Source organism: Mycobacterium sp. ENV421 (assembly GCF_002887815.1).
In the GTDB taxonomy this organism is placed as follows: Bacteria; Actinomycetota; Actinomycetes; order Mycobacteriales; family Mycobacteriaceae; genus Mycobacterium.
In genome coordinates this window covers 279,206-299,766 of record NZ_PDHO01000001.1, presented here as the reverse complement: position 1 = coordinate 299,766, position 20,561 = coordinate 279,206, and the positions used below count along the sequence as shown (strand labels likewise).

The following is a 20,561-nucleotide window of genomic DNA, read 5'->3' as shown; positions in this document are numbered from 1 at the left end:
CGGCTCGGCTGCTAGCGTGGGCGACGGAACACCAACCACACGGGAGCGCACAACGAGTGCGCTGAGAGGACGGCTGACCGGCCGTCGACCGTAGAACCTGTCCGGGTAATGCCGGCGTAGGGAGTGAACATGACCGATCTCTTTGTCGATCCCACCGTCACCACCGGCCCGATCGCCGGTAGCACGAAGATCTACCGCGACGGCGTTCCGTTTCGCCGGGTGAACCTCTCGAACGACGAACATCTGGACCTCTACGACACCTCGGGCCCGTACACCGATGCCGACGCGGTGATCGACCTGCACGCCGGCTTGCCCGCGCGGCCCGGGATCGTCACCGACCGGGGCACCCAGCTGCAGCGGGCGCGGGCCGGTGAGATCACCGCCGAGATGGCCTTCATCGCCGCGCGGGAGGGCGTCGACGCCGAACTCGTGCGTGACGAGGTGGCGCGCGGCCGGGCGGTGATCCCGGCCAACCATCGCCACCCGGAGAGCGAGCCGATGATCATCGGCAAGGCGTTCGCCGTGAAAGTCAATGCCAATATCGGTAATTCGGCGGTCACCTCGTCGATCGCCGAGGAGGTCGACAAGATGGTGTGGGCCACCCGGTGGGGCGCCGACACCATCATGGACCTGTCCACCGGCGCCGACATCCACACCACCCGGGAGTGGATTCTGCGCAACGCCCCGGTTCCGGTCGGCACGGTGCCGATGTACCAGGCGCTGGAGAAGGTCAAGGGCGACCCGACCCAAATGACGTGGGAGATCTACCGCGACACCGTGATCGAGCAGTGCGACCAGGGCGTCGACTATATGACCGTGCACGCCGGTGTGCTGTTGCGCCACATCCCGCTGACGGTCAAGCGCGTCACCGGGATCGTCAGTCGCGGCGGCGCGATCATGGCCGCCTGGTGCCTGGCTCATCATCAAGAATCGTTCCTGTACACCAACTTCGAGGAACTGTGCACGATCCTCGCGCGCTATGACGTCACGTTCTCGCTGGGTGACGGCTTGCGCCCGGGTTCGATCGCCGACGCCAACGATGCAGCTCAATTCGCCGAACTGGCCACCCTGGGCGAGCTGACGAAGATTGCGAAAGCCGCTGGGGTGCAGGTGATGATCGAGGGCCCCGGCCATGTGCCGATGCACAAGATCGTCGAGAACGTTCGCCTCGAAGAGGAGCTGTGCGAGGAGGCGCCGTTCTACACGCTAGGGCCGCTCGCGACCGACATCGCACCGGGCTATGACCACATCACGTCGGCGATCGGGGCGGCGATCATCGCCCAGGCCGGCACCGCGATGCTGTGTTACGTCACGCCGAAGGAGCACCTCGGCCTGCCCAACCGCAAGGACGTCAAGGACGGCGTGATCGCTTACAAGATCGCCGCCCATTCCGCCGATCTGGCCAAGGGCCACCCACGTGCGCAGGAACGCGACGACGCGCTCTCGCGGGCCCGGTTCGACTTCCGCTGGCACGACCAGTTCGCGCTGTCCCTGGACCCCGACACCGCCCGGGAGTTCCATGACGAGACGCTGCCCGCCGAGCCCGCCAAAACCGCACACTTCTGCTCGATGTGCGGGCCGAAGTTCTGCTCGATGCGCATCACGCAGGACATTCGCGACGCCATGGACACCAAATCCGAGGAGTTCGCCGCACACGGCAACCGGGTGTACATCCCTCTGGAAAACTCAGTGCCGTGAATCTGCTCCCCCTGACCCCGCCGGGACAGACGCCACTTCGCGTCATGACCATCGCCGGCTCCGATTCCGGTGGCGGCGCGGGCATCCAGGCCGATATGCGCACCTTCGCCCTGCTCGGGGTGCACTCACTGGTCGCCGTGACCGCGGTGACCGTACAGAACTCATTGGGTGTCAAGGGTTTTCACGAAATTCCGACGGACGTGATCGCCGGTCAGATCTCGGCGGTGGTCACCGACATCGGCGTGCAGGCCGCCAAGACCGGCATGCTGGCCTCCTCGCAGATCATCGACACGGTGGCGGGCACATGGCGTGACCTCGGCCTGGCGGGCACCACACCGTTCGTCGTCGACCCGGTCTGCGCCTCGATGCACGGCGACCCGCTGCTGCATCCGTCGGCACTGGAGACCCTGCGCAGCCAGCTCTTTCCGCTGGCCAGTTTGGTCACCCCCAATCTCGACGAGGTCCGACTGCTGGTCGGTATCGACGTCGTCGACGAGCAGACCCAGCGCGATGCCGCCAAGGCGCTGCACGCACTCGGCCCGCAGTGGGCGCTGGTCAAGGGCGGCCATCTGCGGGGGTCGACGCACAGTCCGGACCTGCTCTACGACGGCACCGACTTCCACGAGTTCGACGCGCCACGGGTGGACACCGGCCACGACCACGGCGCCGGCGACACGCTGGGGGCGGCCACCGCATGCGCCCTGGCTCACGGGTACTCGATGCCCGACGCGGTGGCGTTCGGCAAGGCGTGGGTCACCGAGTGCCTCCGCGCGGCGTATCCGCTTGGCAGCGGCCACGGCCCGGTGTCGGCGCTGTGGCGGCTGCAGTCATGACCGACCTCGACGAGATCGCCGGCGTCTCACACGAACCGGACGGCACCCCGGCCGGCGTGGTGGTGCTGACCCACGGCGCCGGCGGCAGCCGGGAGTCGCCCCTGCTGATCAGGATCTGCGACGAGTGGGCCGCCCGCGGCTGGCTCGCGATCCGCTACAACCTGCCGTACCGCCGGCGGCGCCCGAAGGGTCCGCCGTCGGGATCGGCGGCCGGCGACCGGGCCGGAGTCGTCGATGCACTCACGCTGGCCCGCTCGCTGGCCGCGGGTCCGCTGCTGGCCGGCGGACATTCCTATGGGGGTCGGCAGACCTCGATGGTCGTCGCCGAGCATCCCGGCCTCGTCGACGTGCTGACCCTGTTCTCCTACCCCCTGCATCCGCCCGGCAAGCCGGACCGGTTGCGCACCGAACACTTCGGCGACATCACCGTGCCGACGGTGTTCACGCACGGCACCGCCGATCCGTTCGGCACCATCGACGAACTCCGCGAGGCGGCCACGCTCATCCCCGCGCCGGTGTCGATCGTCGACGTCACCGGCGCCCGCCACGACCTCGGCTCCAAGAAGCTCGACGTGCCCGCCCTCGCCGTCGACGCCGCGCTGTCGGCGTTGCCCTGAGCGCAGCTCGACGCGATGAGCAACGTCGGCCGAGACGACATCAGTCCCCGGAATTGGGGTCTTACGGCGTATCTTACCGACGAGTAAGATACGGTATTCTGTTCGCATGCCAACGCAGTACGACGCGATCATCGTGGGCGCCGGTTTCGGAGGAATCGGTGCGGCGATCCAGCTCAAGCGCCTCGGATTCGACAACTTCGTCATTCTGGATCGCGAGGACGATCTCGGCGGCACCTGGTACGTCAACCACTACCCGGGGCTGACCGTCGACGTCCCCACCACCACGTATTCGTATTTCTTCGAGCCCAACCCGAACTGGGACCGGCTGTTCTCCACCGGCGCCGAGATCAAGCAGTACGCCGACAACGTCGCCGACAAATACGACGTGCGCCGCCACATCCGGTTCAACACGACCGTTGAAAGCGCGCGCTGGGACGAAGAAGACAAGCTGTGGCGGGTCACGGTCGCCGACGGTGACACCCTGGCGGCGCGATACCTGATCACCGCGACGGGCTTTTTGTCGCAACCGCGCACGCCGGAGATCCCGGGCATCGACACGTTCGAGGGCAAGATCGTCCACACCGCCGCCTGGGACGACACCTACGACGCGACCAACCGCAAGATCGGCATCATCGGCACCGGCGCCACCGCGGTCCAGCTCATCCCCGAATTGGCCCGCGACGCTGCCGATCTCACCGTGTATCAACGCACCGCGATCTATGTGGTGCCCAAAGTCGACATCACGTTCTCCACCAGGGCCAAGCGGTTGTTCGCCCGCGTACCGCTGGCGCAGCGCGTCATCCGCGCGATCACCGACTTCGCCTACGAGGTGCTGGTGGACTGGGGCGTCCTGCACTACAACCGATTTCCGCTCGGGAACCGCATCGCGGCCTACCTGTCGCAGCTGTGGCGCTTCGCCGTCATCCGGGACAAAGAGCTGCGCCGCAAGCTCACCCCGGACTACGACTTCGGTTGCAAACGGCCAACGTTCTCCAACAAGTTCTATCGGGCGTTCACCCGACCGAACGTGCACCTGCAGTCCAGCGGCATCGACCACATCGAGGCCGACGGCATCGTCGCCAACGACGGCACCAAGTCCGTCATCGACACCCTGGTGCTGGCAACAGGTTTCGATCTCTGGGAAGCCAACTTCCCCGCCATCGAGGTGATCGGTCGCGACGGCCGCAATCTCGGGAAGTGGTGGCGCGAAACCCGATTCCAGGCCTATCAAGGCGTATCGGTTCCGTACTTCCCCAACTTCCTCAGCCTGGCCAGTCCGTACGCGTTCCTCGGCTTGAACTTCTTCAATTCGATGGAATATCAGATGCGGCACATGGACCGGCTGTTCGGCGAACTGAAGCAACGCGGGGCAACCACGTTCGAGATCACCGAAGAAGCCAACACCCGCTATCTGGACGAGATGACCGAGCTGCTCGGCACGTCTTTGTTCACCCTCGGCAATTGCGCGACGGCGCGGTCGTACTATTTCAATCCCAGTGGTGAGGCGACGCTGTTGCGGCCGATGACTACGCATGAGGCACTACGCGAAGCGTCGACGTACCCGCTCTCCGACTACCACATCAGTTGACCTGCGAGAGGACGTCGATGTCTGCAGAGCCGTTGATCAAAGCGACCGGGCTGGTGGTGGCCGCCACCGGGTTGTCGCACTTCGTGCGCCCGGAGCTGTTCGAATCCGCCACCAAGTCGGCGTTTCCGGACAACACGTTGCAGCACACCTACATCGACGGCGGCATCGAGACCGCGATCGGGCTGGCCCTGATCGCACCCAAGACGCGCAAGCTCGCGGTGGCCGGGTTGCTCGCCTACGGCGCCTATCTGGGCGCCAACATCGTCCGCAACCGCTGACTTTCAAGATCACAGTTCCGACAAGATTTACGTCATCGTCAGATTTTTCGCTTACATTGATCGAGCACGAAAGGTCGGGGGACCGTGCCGGACCGGCTTGGGCGCGGGCAACTGCTCCCAGGTCGGTCCGCATTCATCTTCAGCGCTTAACATCCCGCCGGTGAGCACGCTGCAGCGACGCCTGGGCACCACCGACGCCGTGATCATCGGGCTCGGCTCGATGGTCGGGGCCGGCATCTTCGTCGCGCTGGCGCCCGCCGCCGCGGCGGCCGGATCCTGGTTGCTGGTCGGGCTGGCGGTTGCCGCCGTCGTCGCCTACTGCAATGCCAACTCCTCCGCGCGGCTGGCGGCCCGCTACCCGCAGTCCGGCGGCACCTACGTCTATGGGCGGGAACGGCTCGGCGACTTCTGGGGCTACCTGGCCGGCTGGAGCTTCGTCGTCGGGAAGACCGCGTCGTGTGCGGCGATGGCGCTGACCGTCGGCTTCTACGTATGGCCCGCCTACGCCCATGCGGTGGCCGTCGCCGCGGTGATCGCGCTGACAGCGGTGAACTATCGCGGTATCCAGAAATCGGCGCTACTGACCCGCATCATCGTCGCCGTCGTGCTGGCGGTGCTGGCCGCCGTCGTGGTGATAGTGACCGCCTCGGGACACGGGGACGTCGACCAGTTGCGGCTCGGCGACGGCACGGTGCTCGGTGTGCTGCAGGCGGCGGGTCTGCTGTTCTTCGCGTTCGCCGGCTATGCGCGGATCGCCACCCTCGGTGAGGAGGTGCGCGATCCGGCCCGGACCATCCCGCGGGCCATCCCCCTGGCACTCGGGCTTGCGCTGGTCATCTACGTGGCCGTCGCGGTCACGGTGCTCATGGCTCTGGGGCCGGACCGATTGGCAACCGCCGCAGCACCATTGGCGGACGCGGTGCGGGCTGCCGGGGCGGCCGGCTTCGAGCCGGTGGTGCGGGTCGGCGCGGCGGTGGCGGCGCTGGGCTCCCTGCTGTCGCTGATTCTCGGGGTGTCGAGAACCACCCTGGCGATGGCGCGCGATCACCACCTGCCCGTTGGGCTGGCGACCGTGCATCCGCGCTTCGGCGTTCCGCACCGCGCCGAGGTGGCCGTCGGGGTGGTGGTCGCGGTGCTCGCCGCGGTGGCCGATGTCCGTGCGGTGATCGGGTTTTCGTCGTTCGCGGTGCTGGTGTACTACGCGGTCGCGAACGCCTCGGCGTGGACGTTGGGGCGCCGCATCATTCCCGGGGTCGGTTTGGTCGGTTGCGTGGTGTTGTCGGTCGCGCTGCCACTTCCGGCCGTGCTATCCGGGGTGGGGGTGCTCGTCCTTGGCGCCGTCATCTATGCGGTTCGGCGGTTACGGTATGACCGTGATTCCCATGACCTGGACACCGGTGGAAAGCCGGGCTGACCAGAACTTTGTCGTCGCCCCGCATGAGCGGTTGAGCTGGCCGCGCACACTCGGTATCGGCGCCCAGCATGTGGTCGCCATGTTCGGCGCCACGTTCCTGGTGCCGGTGCTCACCGGGTTCCCGCCGGCCACCACGCTGCTGTTCTCCGGTATCGGGACACTTCTGTTCCTGGTGATCACCGGCAACCGGCTGCCGAGCTATCTCGGCTCCAGTTTCTCGGTAATCGCGCCGGTGACCGCCGCGGTGGCCTCGCATGGGGCCGGCAGTGCGCTGGGCGGGCTGATCGCGGTGGGTGTGCTGCTCATCGTGATCGGCCTGGCCGTGCACCTGGCCGGCACCCGCTGGATCGACATCGCGCTGCCGCCGGTCGTCACCGGCGCGATCGTCGCGCTGATCGGGTTCAACCTGGCACCGGCCGCCAAGACGAACTTCGAGAAGGGCCCGCTGGTCGGCATCGTCACGCTGGTGCTGCTGGTCGCGGCGCTGGCGTTCTTCCGCGGCATCATCGGACGGCTGGCGATCTTCCTGGCCGTGGTCGCCGGTTATCTGTTGGCGCTGACACTCGGCCAGGTGGACACCGCGGGGATCGCAGCTGCCGGGTGGATCGGACTCCCGGAGTTCCAGACGCCGACACTGAACCTCTCGGTCCTGCCGATGTTCCTGCCCGCGGTCATCGCGCTGATCGCAGAGAACATCGGGCACGTGAAATCGGTGGGTCAGATGACCGGGGTCGACACCGACCCGCTGACCGGCCGTGCGCTGGCGGCGGACGGTGTCGCGACCGTGCTGGCCGGTTTCGGCGGCGGCTCGGCCACCACCACCTATGCCGAGAACATCGGCGTGATGGCTGCCACCCGGGTGTACTCCACCGCCGCCTATTGGGTGGCCGGCGTAACCGCGATCCTGTTGGCGTTGTGCCCCAAGGTCGGAGCGACGATCTCGGCGATCCCACCCGGCGTGCTCGGCGGTGCGACGATCGTGCTCTACGGTCTGGTCGGCGTGCTGGGTGTGCGGATCTGGCTGACCAATCGGGTGGACTTCAGCCTGCCGATCAACCAGATGACCGCCGCGATCGCACTGATCATCGGCATCGCCGACTTCACGTGGAAGATCGGCAATCTCACGTTCACCGGCATTGCGCTCGGTTCGATCGCCGCGCTCATCATCTACCACGGCATGCGGGCGCTGGGGGTGCTGCGCGGCGCACCGTCATAACGCGCATCGAATCTGCGCTCACGGCATCGAGATTGCGCTAGGACACCGTACCCGCGTGCCGAGTGCGGTCATCCCGAATCGGAATGCCGTTGCGGCCCTCGATGTCCTGCGCGTAGAGACCGACTGAGAACGCGACTCCCCCGCCGAGGATGCCCAGCGCGGCCTTGTCGATGTGATCGATGGTGTCGGTTGCCTTGTGATAGTTCGGATCGAACGGCGCGTCGGCGGTACCACCCCACAGCTTCTGCTGATCGGCGGTCTTGTTCTCCTCGGCCCCGGAAAACAGCCCACCGGAGGGAATCCCGGCCTTGGTGAACGCGTCGTAATCCGACCGGCCGTCGAAAGACGTGTCCTGGGCCGTCTTTCCGGCCGATTTCAGATAGGCGACCAAGGTCCGCTCGATACCCGCGGATCCCTCCGGCACGCGCGGAGCCCGCTCCCCGCGCCCCGGGGCGGTGGACTGGTCACCGTCGTAGGTGAAGTAGCCGGGATTGGGTGAGCCGATCATGTCGTAGTTCAGATACAGCGCAATGTCCTTGAGCTGGTCGACATTCAGCGACTCGATGTACTTGTTGGATCCGATGGTCCCGAGCTCCTCGGCACCCCAGAACGCGAATCGCACAGCGTTTTTCACGTCGGGATTGGCGCCGAGCTGCACCGCGGTCTCCAGGACAGCGGCCACCCCGGAGCCGTTGTCGTTGATGCCGGGCCCCTCCGGAACGCTGTCCAGGTGGGCGCCGGTCATGATCACGTCGGTGGTCGACCCGGTCTTGGTCTGCGCGATGACGTTGCGCGCGTTGACCAATTGCGTGCTGGCCTCGAGCTTGAGCATCGTCGGGCCGGGATTGGCACGCAGCCGCGCGCCGTCGGCCTTGCTCACGCCGACCACCGGGATCTTGACGTCGGTCGTCTCGCCGAGGGTGGCGCCCATCGCCGGCTCGTCGACGTTGTCGGCGACCACCATCGCGATCGCACCGAGCTTGGCCGCGATGGCCTGCTTATCGGAGAAGGGGCAACTGCCCCGGTCGACGAGCACCACCGCGCCCTGGACGGCGAGGCCGTCGTAGTCGGCCGGCGCGCAGCCCGGCGTGTCGTCCGCAGGGGCGGCGACCAACGGCCCGGTGACGCCCTGCGGCGGGGTGGACAGGCTGAACTCCGCGGCCTGCGCGGTGACGGTGTCGCCACCGACCCGCAACTCCGGCTTACCGGCTTTGAACACCTTGGCCTGGAACTCCGGGGTCTGGACGTCGAACCCCTTCGAGCGCAGCACGCCGGCCACATAGTCGACGCTGGCATCGAAGCCGGGGGTGCCCACCGCCCTGGTGCCGTTGTTGGCGTTGGCAATGTCCTGCAGCTTCTGCAGGTGCGCCACCATGGCGTCGGTGGTGACCCGCTGGCGGAGCTCGTCGGCGAACTGCGCAGCGGCCTTGGCCGGGGCTGCCGGTTGGCCGGAGTCGGCCGGCCGGTTGCATCCCGCCACCGCCACGACTGCGACGGACAGCGCGACGGCCAGGTGTCTGTACTTCATCGCGCCCAGGGTACGTATCGGCGAGTGCGCAGGTTCGGGTGGCACCATGTGCCCGATGACCGTCACGTCCCCGCGCCGGCGCCTGGTGACCTCCACCGAGGTGCTGGTGGCCGCATTGGTGGTGTGCGCGCTCGCGGGAACCTGGATGCGCGACGGGGTCGCTGGCGATCCGCGGCTGTCCACCGCCGGGACCGTGTTCGCCGGGGTGTTTTTGCAGGCTGTGCCGTTTCTGGTGCTCGGCGTGATGATCAGCGGGCTGATCGCCGCCTTTGTGTCCCCGCAGCGGCTGGCTCGGTGGCTGCCCCGCCGCGCGCCTGCGGCGGTACTGGCCGCGGGCGTGGCCGGGGCGGCGTTGCCGGGGTGCGAGTGCGGCTCGGTTCCGGTGGCCCGGCGCCTGTTCGGCGACGGAGCGACCGGCGCAGCAGCGCTGACGTTCATGCTCAGTGCGCCCGCGATCAATCCGGTGGTGCTGGTGGCCACCGCGGTGGCCTTCCCCGGTCAACCCGAGATGGTGGCCGCCCGCTGCGCCGCATCGTTGGCGACCGCGGTGGTGATGGGAATGTTGTGGTCGAGGTGGGGCCGGCCGGGCTGGGTCACCCGCAGGCTGCCCCGCTCCGACGACGCGGATCAATCCCCCTGGGTCGCGTTCAGCGAGGCCGCCCGGCACGACTTCCTGCAGGCCGGTTCCTATCTGGTGATCGGCGCCGCGGCTGCCGCCACGTTGCGCGTCGTGGTACCGCCGTGGATGTTCGAGCATGTGGCCGGCCACCTGGTGATCGGCGTGATCACCATGGCGCTGCTGGCGTTCGTGCTGGCGTTGTGCTCGGAGGCCGACGCCTTCGTGGCGGCCAGCCTGACCATGGTGCCGCTGGTGCCGCGGCTGGTGTTCCTGGTGGTCGGGCCGGCCGTCGACGTGAAACTCGTTGCCATGCAAGCCGGTTTGTTCGGCCGGAGTTTCGCGCTGCGCTTCGCCCCGGTCACCCTGGTGGTGGCGACGGTGGTGGCGACGGCAGTCGGGCTGGTGCTGTTGTGAGGCGCGAAACCGAGAACACGCTGCTTCTGATCGTCGGGATCGCCCTGGTGATGGTCACAGTCACCGGGGCCTACACCCGATACGTCAAACCGGGAATGCTGCCGTGGCTCGCGATCTCGGCCGTCGTGCTGCTCGGGCTGGCATTGACCGCGATCGTGCGCGACGTCCGGCGCGGCGGCCCCCACCACGAGCACACCGGTCACCATCACCGCAACGGCATCGTCTGGTTGTTGGTGCTGCCGGTGATCCTGCTGATCTTCGTGGTGCCACCGGCGTTGAGCGCCCGGGCCGCCGCTCCCGCGACGGTGTCGATCGCGCGATCGTTCCCGCCGCTGCCGCCCGGGCCTGCGCCATCGTTGTCATTGCCCGAGGTGTTGATGCGGGTGGCGGTCGGAAAGGTTGGCGGCCTGGATGGCCACCCGATCACCACGACCGGTTTCACGATGCGCGACGGCGATCGCGTCGACTTGGCCAAGATCGTGATCGTCTGTTGTGCCGCCGACGCCCAACTGGCCCGCCTCCACCTGTCCGGTCCGGCGGCGCAGGCGGCGGCGACGATGCCGGAGAACACCTGGCTTCGGGTGGTGGGCACGGCCCCACCGGGCCAAACCTATTCCGGCACAGGGTCGATACCCACCCTCGAGGTGACCAGCGTGGTGCGGATCGACCCACCCGCAAACACCTACGGCTGACACACCCTCGCGACGATCAGATCGGCGACCGCGCGCATGCCGGCTGCATTCGGGTGCCACGGTTTCGGCCGCCACGGCAGCACGGACCCGGCGCCGACCGTCCACGGTTCGGCCGACCAGGGGTGGTGGTCGCGGCTCATTTCCGCGGCATGGATCACCTCGCAGCCCGTGGCCGTCGCGGCTTCGAAGGTCTGATCGGCCAAGCGAGTTGCGACGTGACGACCCAGATCGGCGACCTCGTCCGGCAGTGGCGGCGCCGGCGTTCCCGGGGGAGGCAGCAGGGTCAGGTAGTCCACGAACATGATCCGCGCCCGCGGCGATCGCTCCCGCAGTACCCGTCCCACTTCTCGCAGCGACGCACCCACCTGGTTCAGCGCCGCGCCCCGGGCGGCGGGGTCCAGGAGCTCGTGCAGGCGCGCACCGAGCGCCGGAAGCTTGTGCAGGACAGGCGGGAGCGTCGCGGCGAACAGCAATGGGACGTAGCCGACGTCGTTACCACCGATCGTGACGGTGACCAGTTCCTCTGTGCCGTCGAGGGCATCGATCTGCGGTGGCACACCGTGCTGGCGATCGCGCAGCACGTGCGCGGTGGTGGCGCCGGAGTAGGTGACGTCAACCAGGTCGAGGCCCAGACGTTCAGCCGTCAGGTGTGGGTAGTTGCGGGCTGATCGGCCGGCCGGGATCGGTGAATTAGCTGCCCTGGGCTTAATTCCCGGGCCGGCTGCCATCGAACTACCCAGCGCGACGTAGCGGCTCACGCATCCTGCCAGGACACGCTCGGACTCGACGCCTGTGCCCAGAACCGCTTGGGGATACGCCCGGCGTGCCGTGCCAGCAGGCCCGCGGTCACGGCGGCCGACATCGCGGCGGCCATCGCCGGCGGATCAGCGGCCCGCGTCACCGCACTGGCCAAAAGGACTGCATCACAACCCAATTCCATGGCGAGTGCGGCATCGCTGGCGGTGCCGATTCCGGCGTCGAGGATAACCGGCACACCGGCGGCCTCGACGATCATCTCGATGTTGTGCGGATTGGAGATACCCAGCCCGGTGCCGATCGGCGAACCCAGCGGCATCACCGCCGCGCAACCGGTGTCCTCGAGGCGGCGGGCCAACACCGGATCGTCGTTGGTGTACGGCAACACCACGAATCCGTCGTCCACCAATTGCTCTGCCGCGCGTACCAATTCGACAGCATCGGGCAACAGGGTGCGCTCGTCGGCGATCACCTCGAGTTTGATCCAGTTGGTGCCCAGCGCCTCGCGGGCCAGCTGTGCGGTGAGCACCGCCTCGGCCGCCCCGCGACAGCCCGCCGTGTTGGGCAGTGGGGTGATCTCCAGGCGGGCAAGCAGATCCAGCACACCGGTGCCGCCCTCGGCGTCCACCCGGCGCATCGCGACGGTGGTCAGTTCGGTGCCCGAGGCCACCAACGCCTCTTCCAGCACGGTCAGGTTCGGCGCACCGCCGGTGCCCAGGATCAGCCGCGAGCCGAACGTGCGTCCCGCGATCGTGAGTTGTTCAACCACCTTGCACCGCCGTCACCACCTCGACCCGGGCCCCCTCGGGCACCGTCGAATCCCATTGTGAACGAGGCAGAACCGACCAGTTGACGGCGACCGCAATGCCGCGGTCGGGAAACCCGAGCGTGTCCAGCAGTCCCGAGACGGTGGTGCCGTCGTCGACTTCCAGTTCTTCGTCGTTGACCATCAGCTTCACGCGTGGGCTCCCATCAACTCTGCGGCGATGCGCTGCGCGGTCCAGGGCGCCAACAGGAAGCCGGACCGGCCGTGCCCGGTGGCCACCAGGGTGCGCTCATCGAGGCGGCCGACGATCGGCATGTTGTCGGGGGTCATCGGCCGCAAACCCGCCGCGCACTCGGCCAGCTCGTATTCGCCCAGCGCCGGCATCACCTCGCAGGCGTCGTCGAGCAGCTCGCGCACCCCCGCCACCGACGGCGCGGTGTCGCGGCCGTGTTCGTACTGGGTCGCACCGACCACCACCCCGTCAGCGCGGGGCACCAGGTAGACCGAGCGGCCGTGCACCCGGGCCCGAACCACGCGCTGCGGCACCGGCATACAGCCGCGCCGCCAGCGCAGCCGCAGCACTTCCCCCTTCACCGGCCGCACCGGCAGGCCCGGCCACAGTGCGGGCGCGTCGATGCCGTTTGCGATGATCACCGTGTCGACCCCGTCGCGGGCGTCGTCGAGGCGCTCCACCGGTGCCGCCCACTGCACCCCGAGCTGCTCACAGTGCGCCTCCAGGGCGGCCACCAGTCTGCGGTTGTCCACCGCCAGCTCGTCGGATGCGACGAAACCGTGGCGAATGCCTTGGGCCAGAAGGGGTTCGATGTCACGGGCGGTGGTCGTCACGGTGACCGGATGCCCCTGGGCCGACAGCCAGTCCGCGACGGTCCGCAGATCGGCCGCATCGGCCCGGTCCACACCGACGACCAGCGACTCGCGCGCGGTGACGACATCGGCGGGTAGGCCGTCGAGGAAGCCGTCGTGCCACAGCCGCAGCGACTCCAAACCCAGCGCCAGCAGTTGCTCCTCGCCCGGCCAGCCTTCGCTGTGCGGGGTCAGCATCCCGCCGGCGACCCACGAGGCCCCCAGGGACGGGGTCCGGTGCACCCGCACCGAAAGCCCGTCGAGCAGGGCGCGCCGTGCCACCGCGAGTCCGATGACACCGCCCCCGATGACGGCCAGAGAATCCTTCGACATATCCCTTTCGCTTCCTTCGCCGGCATGACCCGGATCAGGTGGTGACGGTCTGGAGCGTTGCGCTCCACTCTCAGCCCCGCCCCGGGGCTCCCGTGCCGATCCTCCACGCTAGCCGCTACCGTCGCGGTGTGCACGAACCTCACTCCAGGCTGGCGACCGCACGGCTGTACCTGTGCACCGATGCCCGCCGCGAACGCGGTGACCTGGCCGCGTTCGCCGAGGCGGCGCTGGCCGGCGGCGTCGACATCATCCAGCTTCGCGACAAGGGTTCCCCCGGCGAGCAACAGTTCGGGCCGCTGGAAGCCCGCGACGAGCTGGCCGCACTGGACATCCTGACCGAGGCCGCGCACCGGCACAGCGCGCTGGTGGCGGTCAACGACCGCGCCGACATCGCCCGCGCGGCGCACGCCGACATCCTGCACCTGGGTCAGGACGACCTGCCGCTGGCCGTGGCCCGCGACGTCGCCCCGCAGGCTCTGATCGGCCGTTCCACCCATCAGAGCGGCGAGGCCGCCGGCGCGATCACCGAGGACGTCGACTATTTCTGCGTCGGGCCGTGCTGGCCGACGCCGACGAAGCCGGGCCGGGCCGCGCCGGGCCTGGATCTGGTGCGCGACGTCGCCGCCATGGGGTCGGCCAAGCCGTGGTTCGCGATCGGCGGAATCGACGAGACGCGCCTACCGGAGGTGCTCGAGGCCGGCGCGACCCGAATTGTGGTGGTGCGGGCGATCACCGGGGCCGACGACCCGAAGGCCGCCGCCGAGCGACTCCGGGCGGCGCTTAGCTGACCTCGGCGGCCGCCGAGGTGCACCAACCGAACACCCCGGCCCGGATCTCCACGGTGTGCGGCACCGGCTGCAGGCATTCCTCGTGCTCGTGGGCGCTCAGCATGGTCGTGATGCGTAACCGTTCCCAGCTGGCGGCGAACCCGGGGTGCAGCGGCAACTCGATCACCTCGTCCTCGGCCACCCAGCGCAATTCGGAGCTCTCCCGGTTCGCGACTGTGCTGAGCAGTTCGGGGGCGTCGGCGACGACGGTGGTGTAACTCCACTGCGCGCCCCCGGCACCGACGACCTCCGCCGTCACCACGGTCGCTCGGACCTGGACGTGTTCGGCGAGCAGGCCGGCTTCCTCGTGGGCCTCCCGCACCGCGGCCTGCTCCGGGGTCTCGTGGCTGTCGCGGGCGCCGCCGGGCAGCGCCCAGGTGCCGCCCTGGTGACTCCACGGGGCCCGGTGCTGAAGCAGCACGGCGGGGGTACCGTCGGCGCGAGGCGCCCGCAGCAACAACCCCGCGGCGCCGTGCCGTCCCCAATAGGGCGTGCCGGTATCCGACACCACCCAACCGTCGCCATCCCCGCGCACGCGTTCAGGATAAGCACGCCACGCCGGACTTAGGTCGGTCGATCCCGCCCCATCCGTCACAGCACCTCTTAGGATTGTCTCAGAAAGCGTGCCGGGCCCCCCGGCAAAGGGCAGCAGTGGATCCGGACAACACGGAATGAGGTCCGCAAACGTGACCGTTGAGCTGGCGCACCCGTCGACCGAGCCGTTGGGCCAGCGGTCGACGGTGCCGCCCGCTCACCCCCGGTGGTGGTTTGTCCGCACCACACCCGGGCGCATCCTGACCCTCGGCGTCATCCTCGCCACGCTCGGGATCCTCAGCGCGTTCGCCACCTCGACGACGATCACCGACCGGCAAACGCAGCTGACCGCCGTCCTCAACCACACCGAGCCGTTGTCCTTCGCCGCCGGCCAGCTCTACACCACGCTCTCGGTGGCCGACGCCGCCGCGGCGACCGCGTTCATCGCCGGCTCCGAGCCGCGCGCCGTGCGGCAGCGCTACGAGCAGGCCATCACCGATGCCGCTGTGGCGGTGACCCGCGCGTCCAGCGGCCTCACCGACGAGCCCCTGGTGCAGCTGCTCGGCCGGATCAACGCCCAGCTGGCTGTGTACACCGGCCTGATCGAAACCGCCCGGACCAACAACCGGATGGGCAATCCGGTCGGCTCGTCCTATCTCTCGGAGGCCTCGGCCCTGATGCAGCAGCAGATCCTGCCGGACGCGCAGCGGCTGTACGAGCAGACCTCGGCGCGGGTCGACGCCGAAACCACGGCCTCCACCCGCGTCCCAGCGCCGGTGATCATGGTGGTCGCGGTGACGCTGTTGTTCGGGGCGTTCGGTCACCGGTGGCTGGCCGATCGCACCAAACGTCGGGTGAACGTCGGCCTGATCGCCGGCGGCCTGGCGATCGTGGTGATGATCATCTGGGTGGGCTCGGCGCTGCTCATCTCCACCGCAGGCAGCCGGGCTGCGAAGAACACCGCGGCCGAGTCGCTGAAAACTGTGACTAGCCTGGCGATCACCGCCCAGCAGGCTCGCGCCGACGAGACGCTGTCGCTGATCCGGCGGGGAGACGAAGACGTCCGCAAGCGCTCCTACTACCAACGCGTCGAAGCCATGCACACACAGCTCACCGAATACCTCGCCCGCAAGGACGCCATCGCCAAGGACGACCTGGCCGATGCCGACGGCTTGCTGACCAAGTGGCGGCAGGCCGACGAGCGGATCAACGCCTACATCTCGGTCGGCAACTACCAGGCTGCGACACAGGTGGCGCTGGGCACCGGTGAGGACGACTCGACACCGGCATTCGACAAGCTCGACGCGGCGCTGTCGAGCGGTATCCGGCAGAGCCGCAACCAACTGCGCAACGACATCCTGTCGGCTCGCCGGGTGCTGTCGGGCACTACCGTCGGCGGAGTGGTGCTCTCGGTCGGCGCGGCGGTGTCGGTGGCGCTCGGCCTGTGGCCTCGGCTCAGCGAGTACCGGTGATGAGCGCCCGCGCGAAGAACAGACGGCCGGTGATGAGCGCCCGCGCGAAGAACAGACGGCCGCTGATGAGCGCCCGCGCGAAGAACAAACGGCCGACGATGCGGATGCGCCGGTTGCTCTGCGTAGCGATCGCCGCGGCAACAGTGCTCAGCGGCTGCGGCAAAACGGAGTACATCGGGGCGCCGCCGGTGCCGACGCTGGCCCCGCCGACGCCGGCCGGGATGCAGGAGCTCGCACCGGAACCGCCGCTGCGTCCCGACCCGTCGGAGAACTCCTGTGACCGCACCGCCAGTCTGCGGCCCTTCCCCACCAAGGCCGAGGCCAACGCGGCGGTCGCCGGCATTCGTGCCCGCGGCCGGCTGATCGTCGGGCTCGACGTCGGCAGCAACCTGTTCTCCTTCCGCGATCCGATCACCGGCGAGATCACCGGGTTCGACGTCGACATCGCCGGCGAGGTCGCCCGCGACATCTTCGGCACACCGTCGGCCGTGGAGTACCGCATCCTGTCGTCGGCCGACCGGATCACGGCGCTGCAGAACAACACCGTCGACATCGTGGTCAAGACCATGACGATCACCTGCGAGCGCCGCAAGCAGGTGAACTTCTCGACCGCGTATTTCATGGCCTACCAACGCATTCTGGCTCCACGCGAGTCGGCCATCTCGCAGGCCTCCGACCTGTCCGGACGGCGGGTGTGCGTCGCCAGCGGCACCACGTCGCTGGACCGGGTGCGTCAGATCGCGCCGCCGCCGATCATCGTGACCGTGGTGAGCTGGGCGGATTGCCTGGTCGCGTTGCAGCAGCGCGAGGTCGACGCGATCAGCACCGATGACTCCATCCTGGCGGGCCTGGTGGCCCAGGATCCGTATCTGCACATCATCGGACCGAACATGGCCCAGGAGCCGTACGGCATCGGGATCAACCTGGCCAACACCGGGCTGGTGCGATTCGTCAACGGGACCTTGGAGCGGATCCGCCGCGACGGAACCTGGAACACGCTGTACCGCAAGTGGTTGACGGTACTGGGACCCGCGCCCGCTCCCCCGACGCCGAGGTACCTGGACTGATGGCCGCCGCCTCCGATCAGCCGGACGTCGACGTCGGAACACAGCCCGCGTCGTTCGACGACTTCGCCATGGATTCGGCCTCGACGGTGCGGCCGATGGCCACCCAGGCGATCTATCGGCCGCAGTTCGAGGACGACGACGACTCGATGGGTAGCGTGGGCACCGAACCGGAGGCCATGGTTCACCCCACCGTGGCTCGCAAGCTGTCGCCGACACGGCGTCTCGGCGGCGGCCTGGTAGAGATTCCTCGGTATCCCGAGATCGACCCGCTCAAGGCTTTGATGGTCAATCCCGTTGTCGCCGAGGCGAAGCGGTTCTGCTGGAACTGCGGGCGCCCGGTGGGCCGCTCGACCGACGACAGTGAGGCCCCGTCGGAGGGTTGGTGTCCGCACTGCAACAGCCCGTATTCATTTGTGCCGCAGCTTGTCCCCGGGGACATGGTCGCCGACCAATACGAGATCAAGGGATGTGTGGCGCACGGCGGCCTGGGTTGGGTGTATCTGGCCGTCGACCACAACGTGAACGAGCGGCCGGTGGTGCTCAAGGGCCTCGTGCATTCCGGAGACGCCGAGGCGCAGGCGATCGCGATGGCCGAGCGCCAATTCCTGGCCGAGGTGGTCCACCCGTCGATCGTCAAGATCTTCAACTTCGTCGAGCACCCCGACTCTCACGGCGAACCCGTCGGCTACATCGTGATGGAGTACGTCGGCGGAAAGTCGCTCAAAGTGCCCAAGGGCGAGAAGCTTCCGGTGTCCGAAGCCATCGCCTACGTGCTGGAGATCCTGCCGGCGCTCGGCTATCTGCATTCGATCGGCTTGTGCTACAACGACCTCAAGCCGGAGAACGTGATGGTGACCGAGGAGCAGCTCAAGCTGATCGACCTCGGCGCGGTGTCGCGGATCAACTCGTTCGGGTACCTCTACGGCACGCCCGGCTATCAGGCACCCGAGATCGTCCGGACCGGGCCGACCGTCGCCAGCGACATCTACACGGTGGGCCGCACCCTGGCGGCATTGACGCTGAACCTGCGAACCCGCAAGGGCCGCTATGTCGATGGGCTGCCCGAAGACGACCCGGTGCTCAAGAAGTACGACTCGTTCGCGCGACTGTTGCGCCGGGCGATCGACCCGGATCCGCGCCGCCGGTTCGCCAGCGCCGAGGAGATGTCGTCACAGCTGCTGGGTGTTCTGCGTGAGGTGGTCGCCGAGGACACCGGTGTGCCAAGGCCGGGCTTGTCGAACGTCTTCACCCGAACCCGGGCGGCGTTCGGGGTGGAGCTTCTGGTGGCGCACACCGACGTGTACCTCGACGGTCTGGCCCACGCCGAGAAGCTGACGGCCGCCGAGATCGTCACCGCCCTGCCGGTTCCCCTGGTGGATCCCACCGACATCGCCGCGACGGTGCTGTCCGCTACGGTGCTGTCGCAGCCGGTTCAGACGCTGGACTCCCTGCGCGCGGCCCGGCACGGCGTTCTCGACTCCGAAGGGGTCGACCTCACGGAGTCGATCGAATTGCCGCTGATGGAGGTCCGCGCACTGCTCGACCTGGGCGATGTCGCGAAGGCCAACCGCAAGCTCGACGACCTGGCCGAGCGAGTGGGCTGGCGCTGGCGGTTGATCTGGTTCAAGGCCGTCTCCGAGCTACTCACCGGCGACTACGATTCGGCGACAAAGCATTTCACCGAGGTTCTGGACATCTTCCCGGGCGAACTCGCGCCCAAGCTGGCTTTGGCGGCAACGGCCGAGCTGGCCGCCACCTCCGACGAGCTGCCGTTCTACCGAACTGTCTGGCACACCGACAACAACTCAATCTCGGCCGCGTTCGGCCTGGCGCGAGCCCTCTCGGTGGAGGGCGATCGCGAAGCCGCGGTCCGAACACTCGACGAAGTCCCCGCTGCATCACGGCATTTCACCACAGCCCGGTTGACCAGCGCGGTGACGCTGCTGTCGGGCCGGTCAGCTCATGAGCTGTCCGAGGAGCAAATTCGCGATGCCGCGCACCGGGTCGAGGCACTGCCCGATTCCGAACCGCGCGTGCTGCAGATCCGCGCATTGGTGTTGGGCACGGCGATGGACTGGATGAGCGGGAACACCGCCAGCACCAACCACATTCTCGGTTTTCCGTTCACCGAGCACGGTTTGCGTCTTGGCGTGGAGGCGTCACTGCGCAGCCTGGCGCGGGTGGCGACCAGTCAGGCGCACCGCTACGCGCTGGTCGACATGGCCAACAACGTCAGGCCCACCAGCACGTTCTAGCGCGAGAAGCGATCGCGCAGCGCAGGGTCGTTCTCCCACCACAGCGTCGACGGCCCGTCCGCGGTCGCCTCGTCGAGTTCGGCGTCCGCCCGCTTGGCCTTCCGGCGCTCGTCGGTACCGAGCTGACGCATCAGCGCGACCACGAACGGAATGCTCAACACATCACCGACGATCCATAGGATGCCCGCGCCGATGGACTGGTCGGTCCGTAGGCTCGGTCCCCAATCACGCTGCAGCGCAGCGTAGTAGTCGACGGCGATGAGCGGCCCGAGCCAGAGCACGATGCCGAGCAGGCCATCGGCCAAGGACTCCACGACACTGATGGCGATGGACAGCAGCGGGGAGAACCGTCGCGGTACCGGATCGATCTGCAAGCGGGTGTAGAAGTACCCGAATCCGACGAGCACCAGCAGCACTCGAGTTACCGCCGCCAGCGGTCCGGTCATCGAGGCGACATACCAGGGGGTCAGGTACAGCAGCCACGGTGTGGCCAGCATGGCGGCTGACGTCGTCAACGGCGACAGCGCCACCCGCATGACTCTCGAACGCAGCACTCGGTCGACGACCCGCCCCGTAGGCGCCGAGAGCGCGCACAACCATACGACCGGGCGCGCTGATGCCAGCAGGAACGGTGCGACGAACAACAGCAGCAGTACCTGCAACGCGCGTACCCAGAACAGCAGCGGCGCGTACTGACCGATGGGGCTGAACGTGGCCAACGCCCACACGGTTATGCCCAGCATCAAACATGACCAGCGAACCACAGCTGCTGACGCTAAACCGGTCAGCT

Annotated in this window: 20 protein-coding genes and 2 riboswitches; of the genes, 13 read left to right on the top strand and 7 right to left on the bottom strand. The window is 68.1% G+C overall.

From position 1 onward, the window contains the following. The first annotated feature begins 29 nt into the window (after positions 1-29). Positions 30-140, top strand: a riboswitch (TPP riboswitch). From thiC to CRM90_RS01310, 7 genes are all read left to right on the top strand, one after another. Continuing rightward, positions 130-1,698, top strand: a complete 1,569-nt coding sequence (thiC, locus tag CRM90_RS01340; RefSeq protein WP_102805201.1) for a phosphomethylpyrimidine synthase ThiC — start codon at positions 130-132, stop codon at positions 1,696-1,698. Its footprint overlaps the riboswitch before it by 11 nt. Next, positions 1,695-2,531 (top strand): bifunctional hydroxymethylpyrimidine kinase/phosphomethylpyrimidine kinase, encoded by an 837-nt coding sequence (gene thiD / locus CRM90_RS01335; RefSeq protein WP_102805200.1) that lies wholly within the window; start codon positions 1,695-1,697, stop codon positions 2,529-2,531. The genes thiC and thiD overlap by 4 nt, the downstream gene beginning before the upstream one ends. Beyond that, positions 2,528-3,148 carry an alpha/beta hydrolase family protein gene (locus tag CRM90_RS01330; RefSeq protein WP_102805199.1) on the top strand — a complete coding sequence of 207 codons (621 nt, stop codon included), beginning with the start codon at positions 2,528-2,530 and terminating at the stop codon, positions 3,146-3,148. The genes thiD and CRM90_RS01330 overlap by 4 nt, the downstream gene beginning before the upstream one ends. Positions 3,149-3,254: 106 nt before the next feature. Continuing rightward, positions 3,255-4,736 carry a flavin-containing monooxygenase gene (locus CRM90_RS01325; protein ID WP_102805198.1) on the top strand — a complete coding sequence of 494 codons (1,482 nt, stop codon included), beginning with the start codon at positions 3,255-3,257 and terminating at the stop codon, positions 4,734-4,736. A 17-nt stretch (positions 4,737-4,753) separates the two neighbouring features. Then, on the top strand, positions 4,754-5,014 hold the full coding sequence (locus CRM90_RS01320; RefSeq protein ID WP_102805197.1) for a DoxX-related protein: 261 nt from the start codon (positions 4,754-4,756) through the stop codon (positions 5,012-5,014). Positions 5,015-5,234: 220 nt separating this feature from the next. Continuing rightward, complete coding sequence (locus tag CRM90_RS01315; protein WP_233209128.1) at positions 5,235-6,428, top strand: APC family permease; 1,194 nt, start codon at positions 5,235-5,237, stop codon at positions 6,426-6,428. Beyond that, on the top strand, positions 6,382-7,644 hold the full coding sequence (locus CRM90_RS01310; RefSeq protein ID WP_102805195.1) for a uracil-xanthine permease family protein: 1,263 nt from the start codon (positions 6,382-6,384) through the stop codon (positions 7,642-7,644). Before CRM90_RS01315 ends, CRM90_RS01310 begins: the two co-directional genes overlap by 47 nt. A 37-nt stretch (positions 7,645-7,681) precedes the next feature. Here CRM90_RS01310 and CRM90_RS01305 read toward each other — a convergent pair whose 3' ends face one another. Beyond that, entirely contained in the window at positions 7,682-9,172 is a 1,491-nt protein-coding gene (locus CRM90_RS01305; RefSeq protein ID WP_102805383.1) for a M28 family metallopeptidase, read from the bottom strand. 55 nt (positions 9,173-9,227) lie between these two features. Between CRM90_RS01305 and CRM90_RS01300 the strand changes: the two genes are divergently transcribed. Together CRM90_RS01300 and CRM90_RS01295 are read left to right on the top strand one after the other, a co-directional pair. After that, entirely contained in the window at positions 9,228-10,205 is a 978-nt protein-coding gene (locus CRM90_RS01300; RefSeq protein WP_102805194.1) for a permease, read from the top strand. After that, positions 10,202-10,897 (top strand): TIGR03943 family putative permease subunit, encoded by a 696-nt coding sequence (locus CRM90_RS01295; RefSeq protein WP_102805193.1) that lies wholly within the window; start codon positions 10,202-10,204, stop codon positions 10,895-10,897. Before CRM90_RS01300 ends, CRM90_RS01295 begins: the two co-directional genes overlap by 4 nt. Here CRM90_RS01295 and CRM90_RS01290 read toward each other — a convergent pair. The 4 genes from CRM90_RS01290 to thiO all read right to left on the bottom strand — a co-directional run bounded on the left by CRM90_RS01290 (position 10,888) and on the right by thiO (position 13,616). Continuing rightward, a complete protein-coding gene (locus CRM90_RS01290; protein ID WP_199189727.1) occupies positions 10,888-11,655 on the bottom strand; it encodes an SGNH/GDSL hydrolase family protein in 768 nt (255 codons plus the stop codon). The genes CRM90_RS01295 and CRM90_RS01290 overlap by 10 nt on opposite strands. Beyond that, complete coding sequence (locus CRM90_RS01285; RefSeq protein ID WP_102805192.1) at positions 11,652-12,422, bottom strand: thiazole synthase; 771 nt, start codon at positions 12,420-12,422, stop codon at positions 11,652-11,654. Before CRM90_RS01285 ends, CRM90_RS01290 begins: the two co-directional genes overlap by 4 nt. Then, positions 12,415-12,612: a sulfur carrier protein ThiS gene (thiS, locus tag CRM90_RS01280; protein WP_036343078.1), complete on the bottom strand. Its 198-nt coding sequence runs from the start codon at positions 12,610-12,612 to the stop codon at positions 12,415-12,417. Before thiS ends, CRM90_RS01285 begins: the two co-directional genes overlap by 8 nt. Continuing rightward, positions 12,609-13,616, bottom strand: a complete 1,008-nt coding sequence (thiO, locus tag CRM90_RS01275) for a glycine oxidase ThiO (RefSeq protein WP_102805191.1) — start codon at positions 13,614-13,616, stop codon at positions 12,609-12,611. Before thiO ends, thiS begins: the two co-directional genes overlap by 4 nt. Next, positions 13,611-13,720, bottom strand: a riboswitch (TPP riboswitch). (Overlaps the previous gene by 6 nt.) A 24-nt stretch (positions 13,721-13,744) precedes the next feature. Between thiO and thiE the strand changes: the two genes are divergently transcribed. Further along, positions 13,745-14,404 (top strand): thiamine phosphate synthase, encoded by a 660-nt coding sequence (gene thiE, locus CRM90_RS01270; protein WP_102805190.1) that lies wholly within the window; start codon positions 13,745-13,747, stop codon positions 14,402-14,404. Here thiE and CRM90_RS01265 read toward each other — a convergent pair. After that, entirely contained in the window at positions 14,397-14,978 is a 582-nt protein-coding gene (locus CRM90_RS01265; protein ID WP_199189726.1) for an NUDIX hydrolase, read from the bottom strand. The genes thiE and CRM90_RS01265 overlap by 8 nt on opposite strands. A 151-nt stretch (positions 14,979-15,129) precedes the next feature. On the opposite strand from CRM90_RS01265, the gene glnX reads away from it, so the two are divergent. The 3 genes from glnX (at position 15,130) to CRM90_RS01245 (ending at position 19,771) form a co-directional block, all read left to right on the top strand. Continuing rightward, positions 15,130-16,449: a protein kinase G-activating protein GlnX gene (gene glnX, locus CRM90_RS01260; RefSeq protein ID WP_102805188.1), complete on the top strand. Its 1,320-nt coding sequence runs from the start codon at positions 15,130-15,132 to the stop codon at positions 16,447-16,449. A 98-nt stretch (positions 16,450-16,547) separates the two neighbouring features. Further along, positions 16,548-17,516 (top strand): glutamate ABC transporter substrate-binding protein, encoded by a 969-nt coding sequence (locus CRM90_RS01250; protein WP_199189741.1) that lies wholly within the window; start codon positions 16,548-16,550, stop codon positions 17,514-17,516. Continuing rightward, entirely contained in the window at positions 17,516-19,771 is a 2,256-nt protein-coding gene (locus CRM90_RS01245) for a serine/threonine-protein kinase PknG (protein ID WP_102805187.1), read from the top strand. The genes CRM90_RS01250 and CRM90_RS01245 overlap by 1 nt, the downstream gene beginning before the upstream one ends. On the opposite strand, the gene CRM90_RS01240 is transcribed toward CRM90_RS01245, so the two are convergent. Beyond that, positions 19,768-20,559, bottom strand: coding sequence for a cytochrome c oxidase assembly protein (locus tag CRM90_RS01240; protein WP_233209127.1), 792 nt, complete (start codon positions 20,557-20,559; stop codon positions 19,768-19,770). The two genes, CRM90_RS01245 and CRM90_RS01240, sit on opposite strands and share 4 nt — an antisense overlap. Positions 20,560-20,561 lie beyond the last annotated feature (2 nt).

Excerpts from the sequence above, each read along its gene's own strand:
- CRM90_RS01310 (WP_102805195.1), top strand. The coding sequence starts at position 6,382 with ATGACCGTGATTCCCATGACCTGGACACCGGTGGAAAGCCGGGCTGAC.
- CRM90_RS01330 (WP_102805199.1), top strand. The coding sequence starts at position 2,528 with ATGACCGACCTCGACGAGATCGCCGGCGTCTCACACGAACCGGACGGC.
- CRM90_RS01305 (WP_102805383.1), bottom strand. The coding sequence starts at position 9,172 with ATGAAGTACAGACACCTGGCCGTCGCGCTGTCCGTCGCAGTCGTGGCG.
- thiO (WP_102805191.1), bottom strand. The coding sequence starts at position 13,616 with ATGTCGAAGGATTCTCTGGCCGTCATCGGGGGCGGTGTCATCGGACTC.
- CRM90_RS01300 (WP_102805194.1), top strand. The coding sequence starts at position 9,228 with ATGACCGTCACGTCCCCGCGCCGGCGCCTGGTGACCTCCACCGAGGTG.
- CRM90_RS01315 (WP_233209128.1), top strand. The coding sequence starts at position 5,235 with ATGGTCGGGGCCGGCATCTTCGTCGCGCTGGCGCCCGCCGCCGCGGCG.
- CRM90_RS01245 (WP_102805187.1), top strand. The coding sequence starts at position 17,516 with ATGGCCGCCGCCTCCGATCAGCCGGACGTCGACGTCGGAACACAGCCC.
- CRM90_RS01250 (WP_199189741.1), top strand. The coding sequence starts at position 16,548 with ATGCGGATGCGCCGGTTGCTCTGCGTAGCGATCGCCGCGGCAACAGTG.
- thiC (WP_102805201.1), top strand. The coding sequence starts at position 130 with ATGACCGATCTCTTTGTCGATCCCACCGTCACCACCGGCCCGATCGCC.
- CRM90_RS01325 (WP_102805198.1), top strand. The coding sequence starts at position 3,255 with ATGCCAACGCAGTACGACGCGATCATCGTGGGCGCCGGTTTCGGAGGA.
- CRM90_RS01320 (WP_102805197.1), top strand. The coding sequence starts at position 4,754 with ATGTCTGCAGAGCCGTTGATCAAAGCGACCGGGCTGGTGGTGGCCGCC.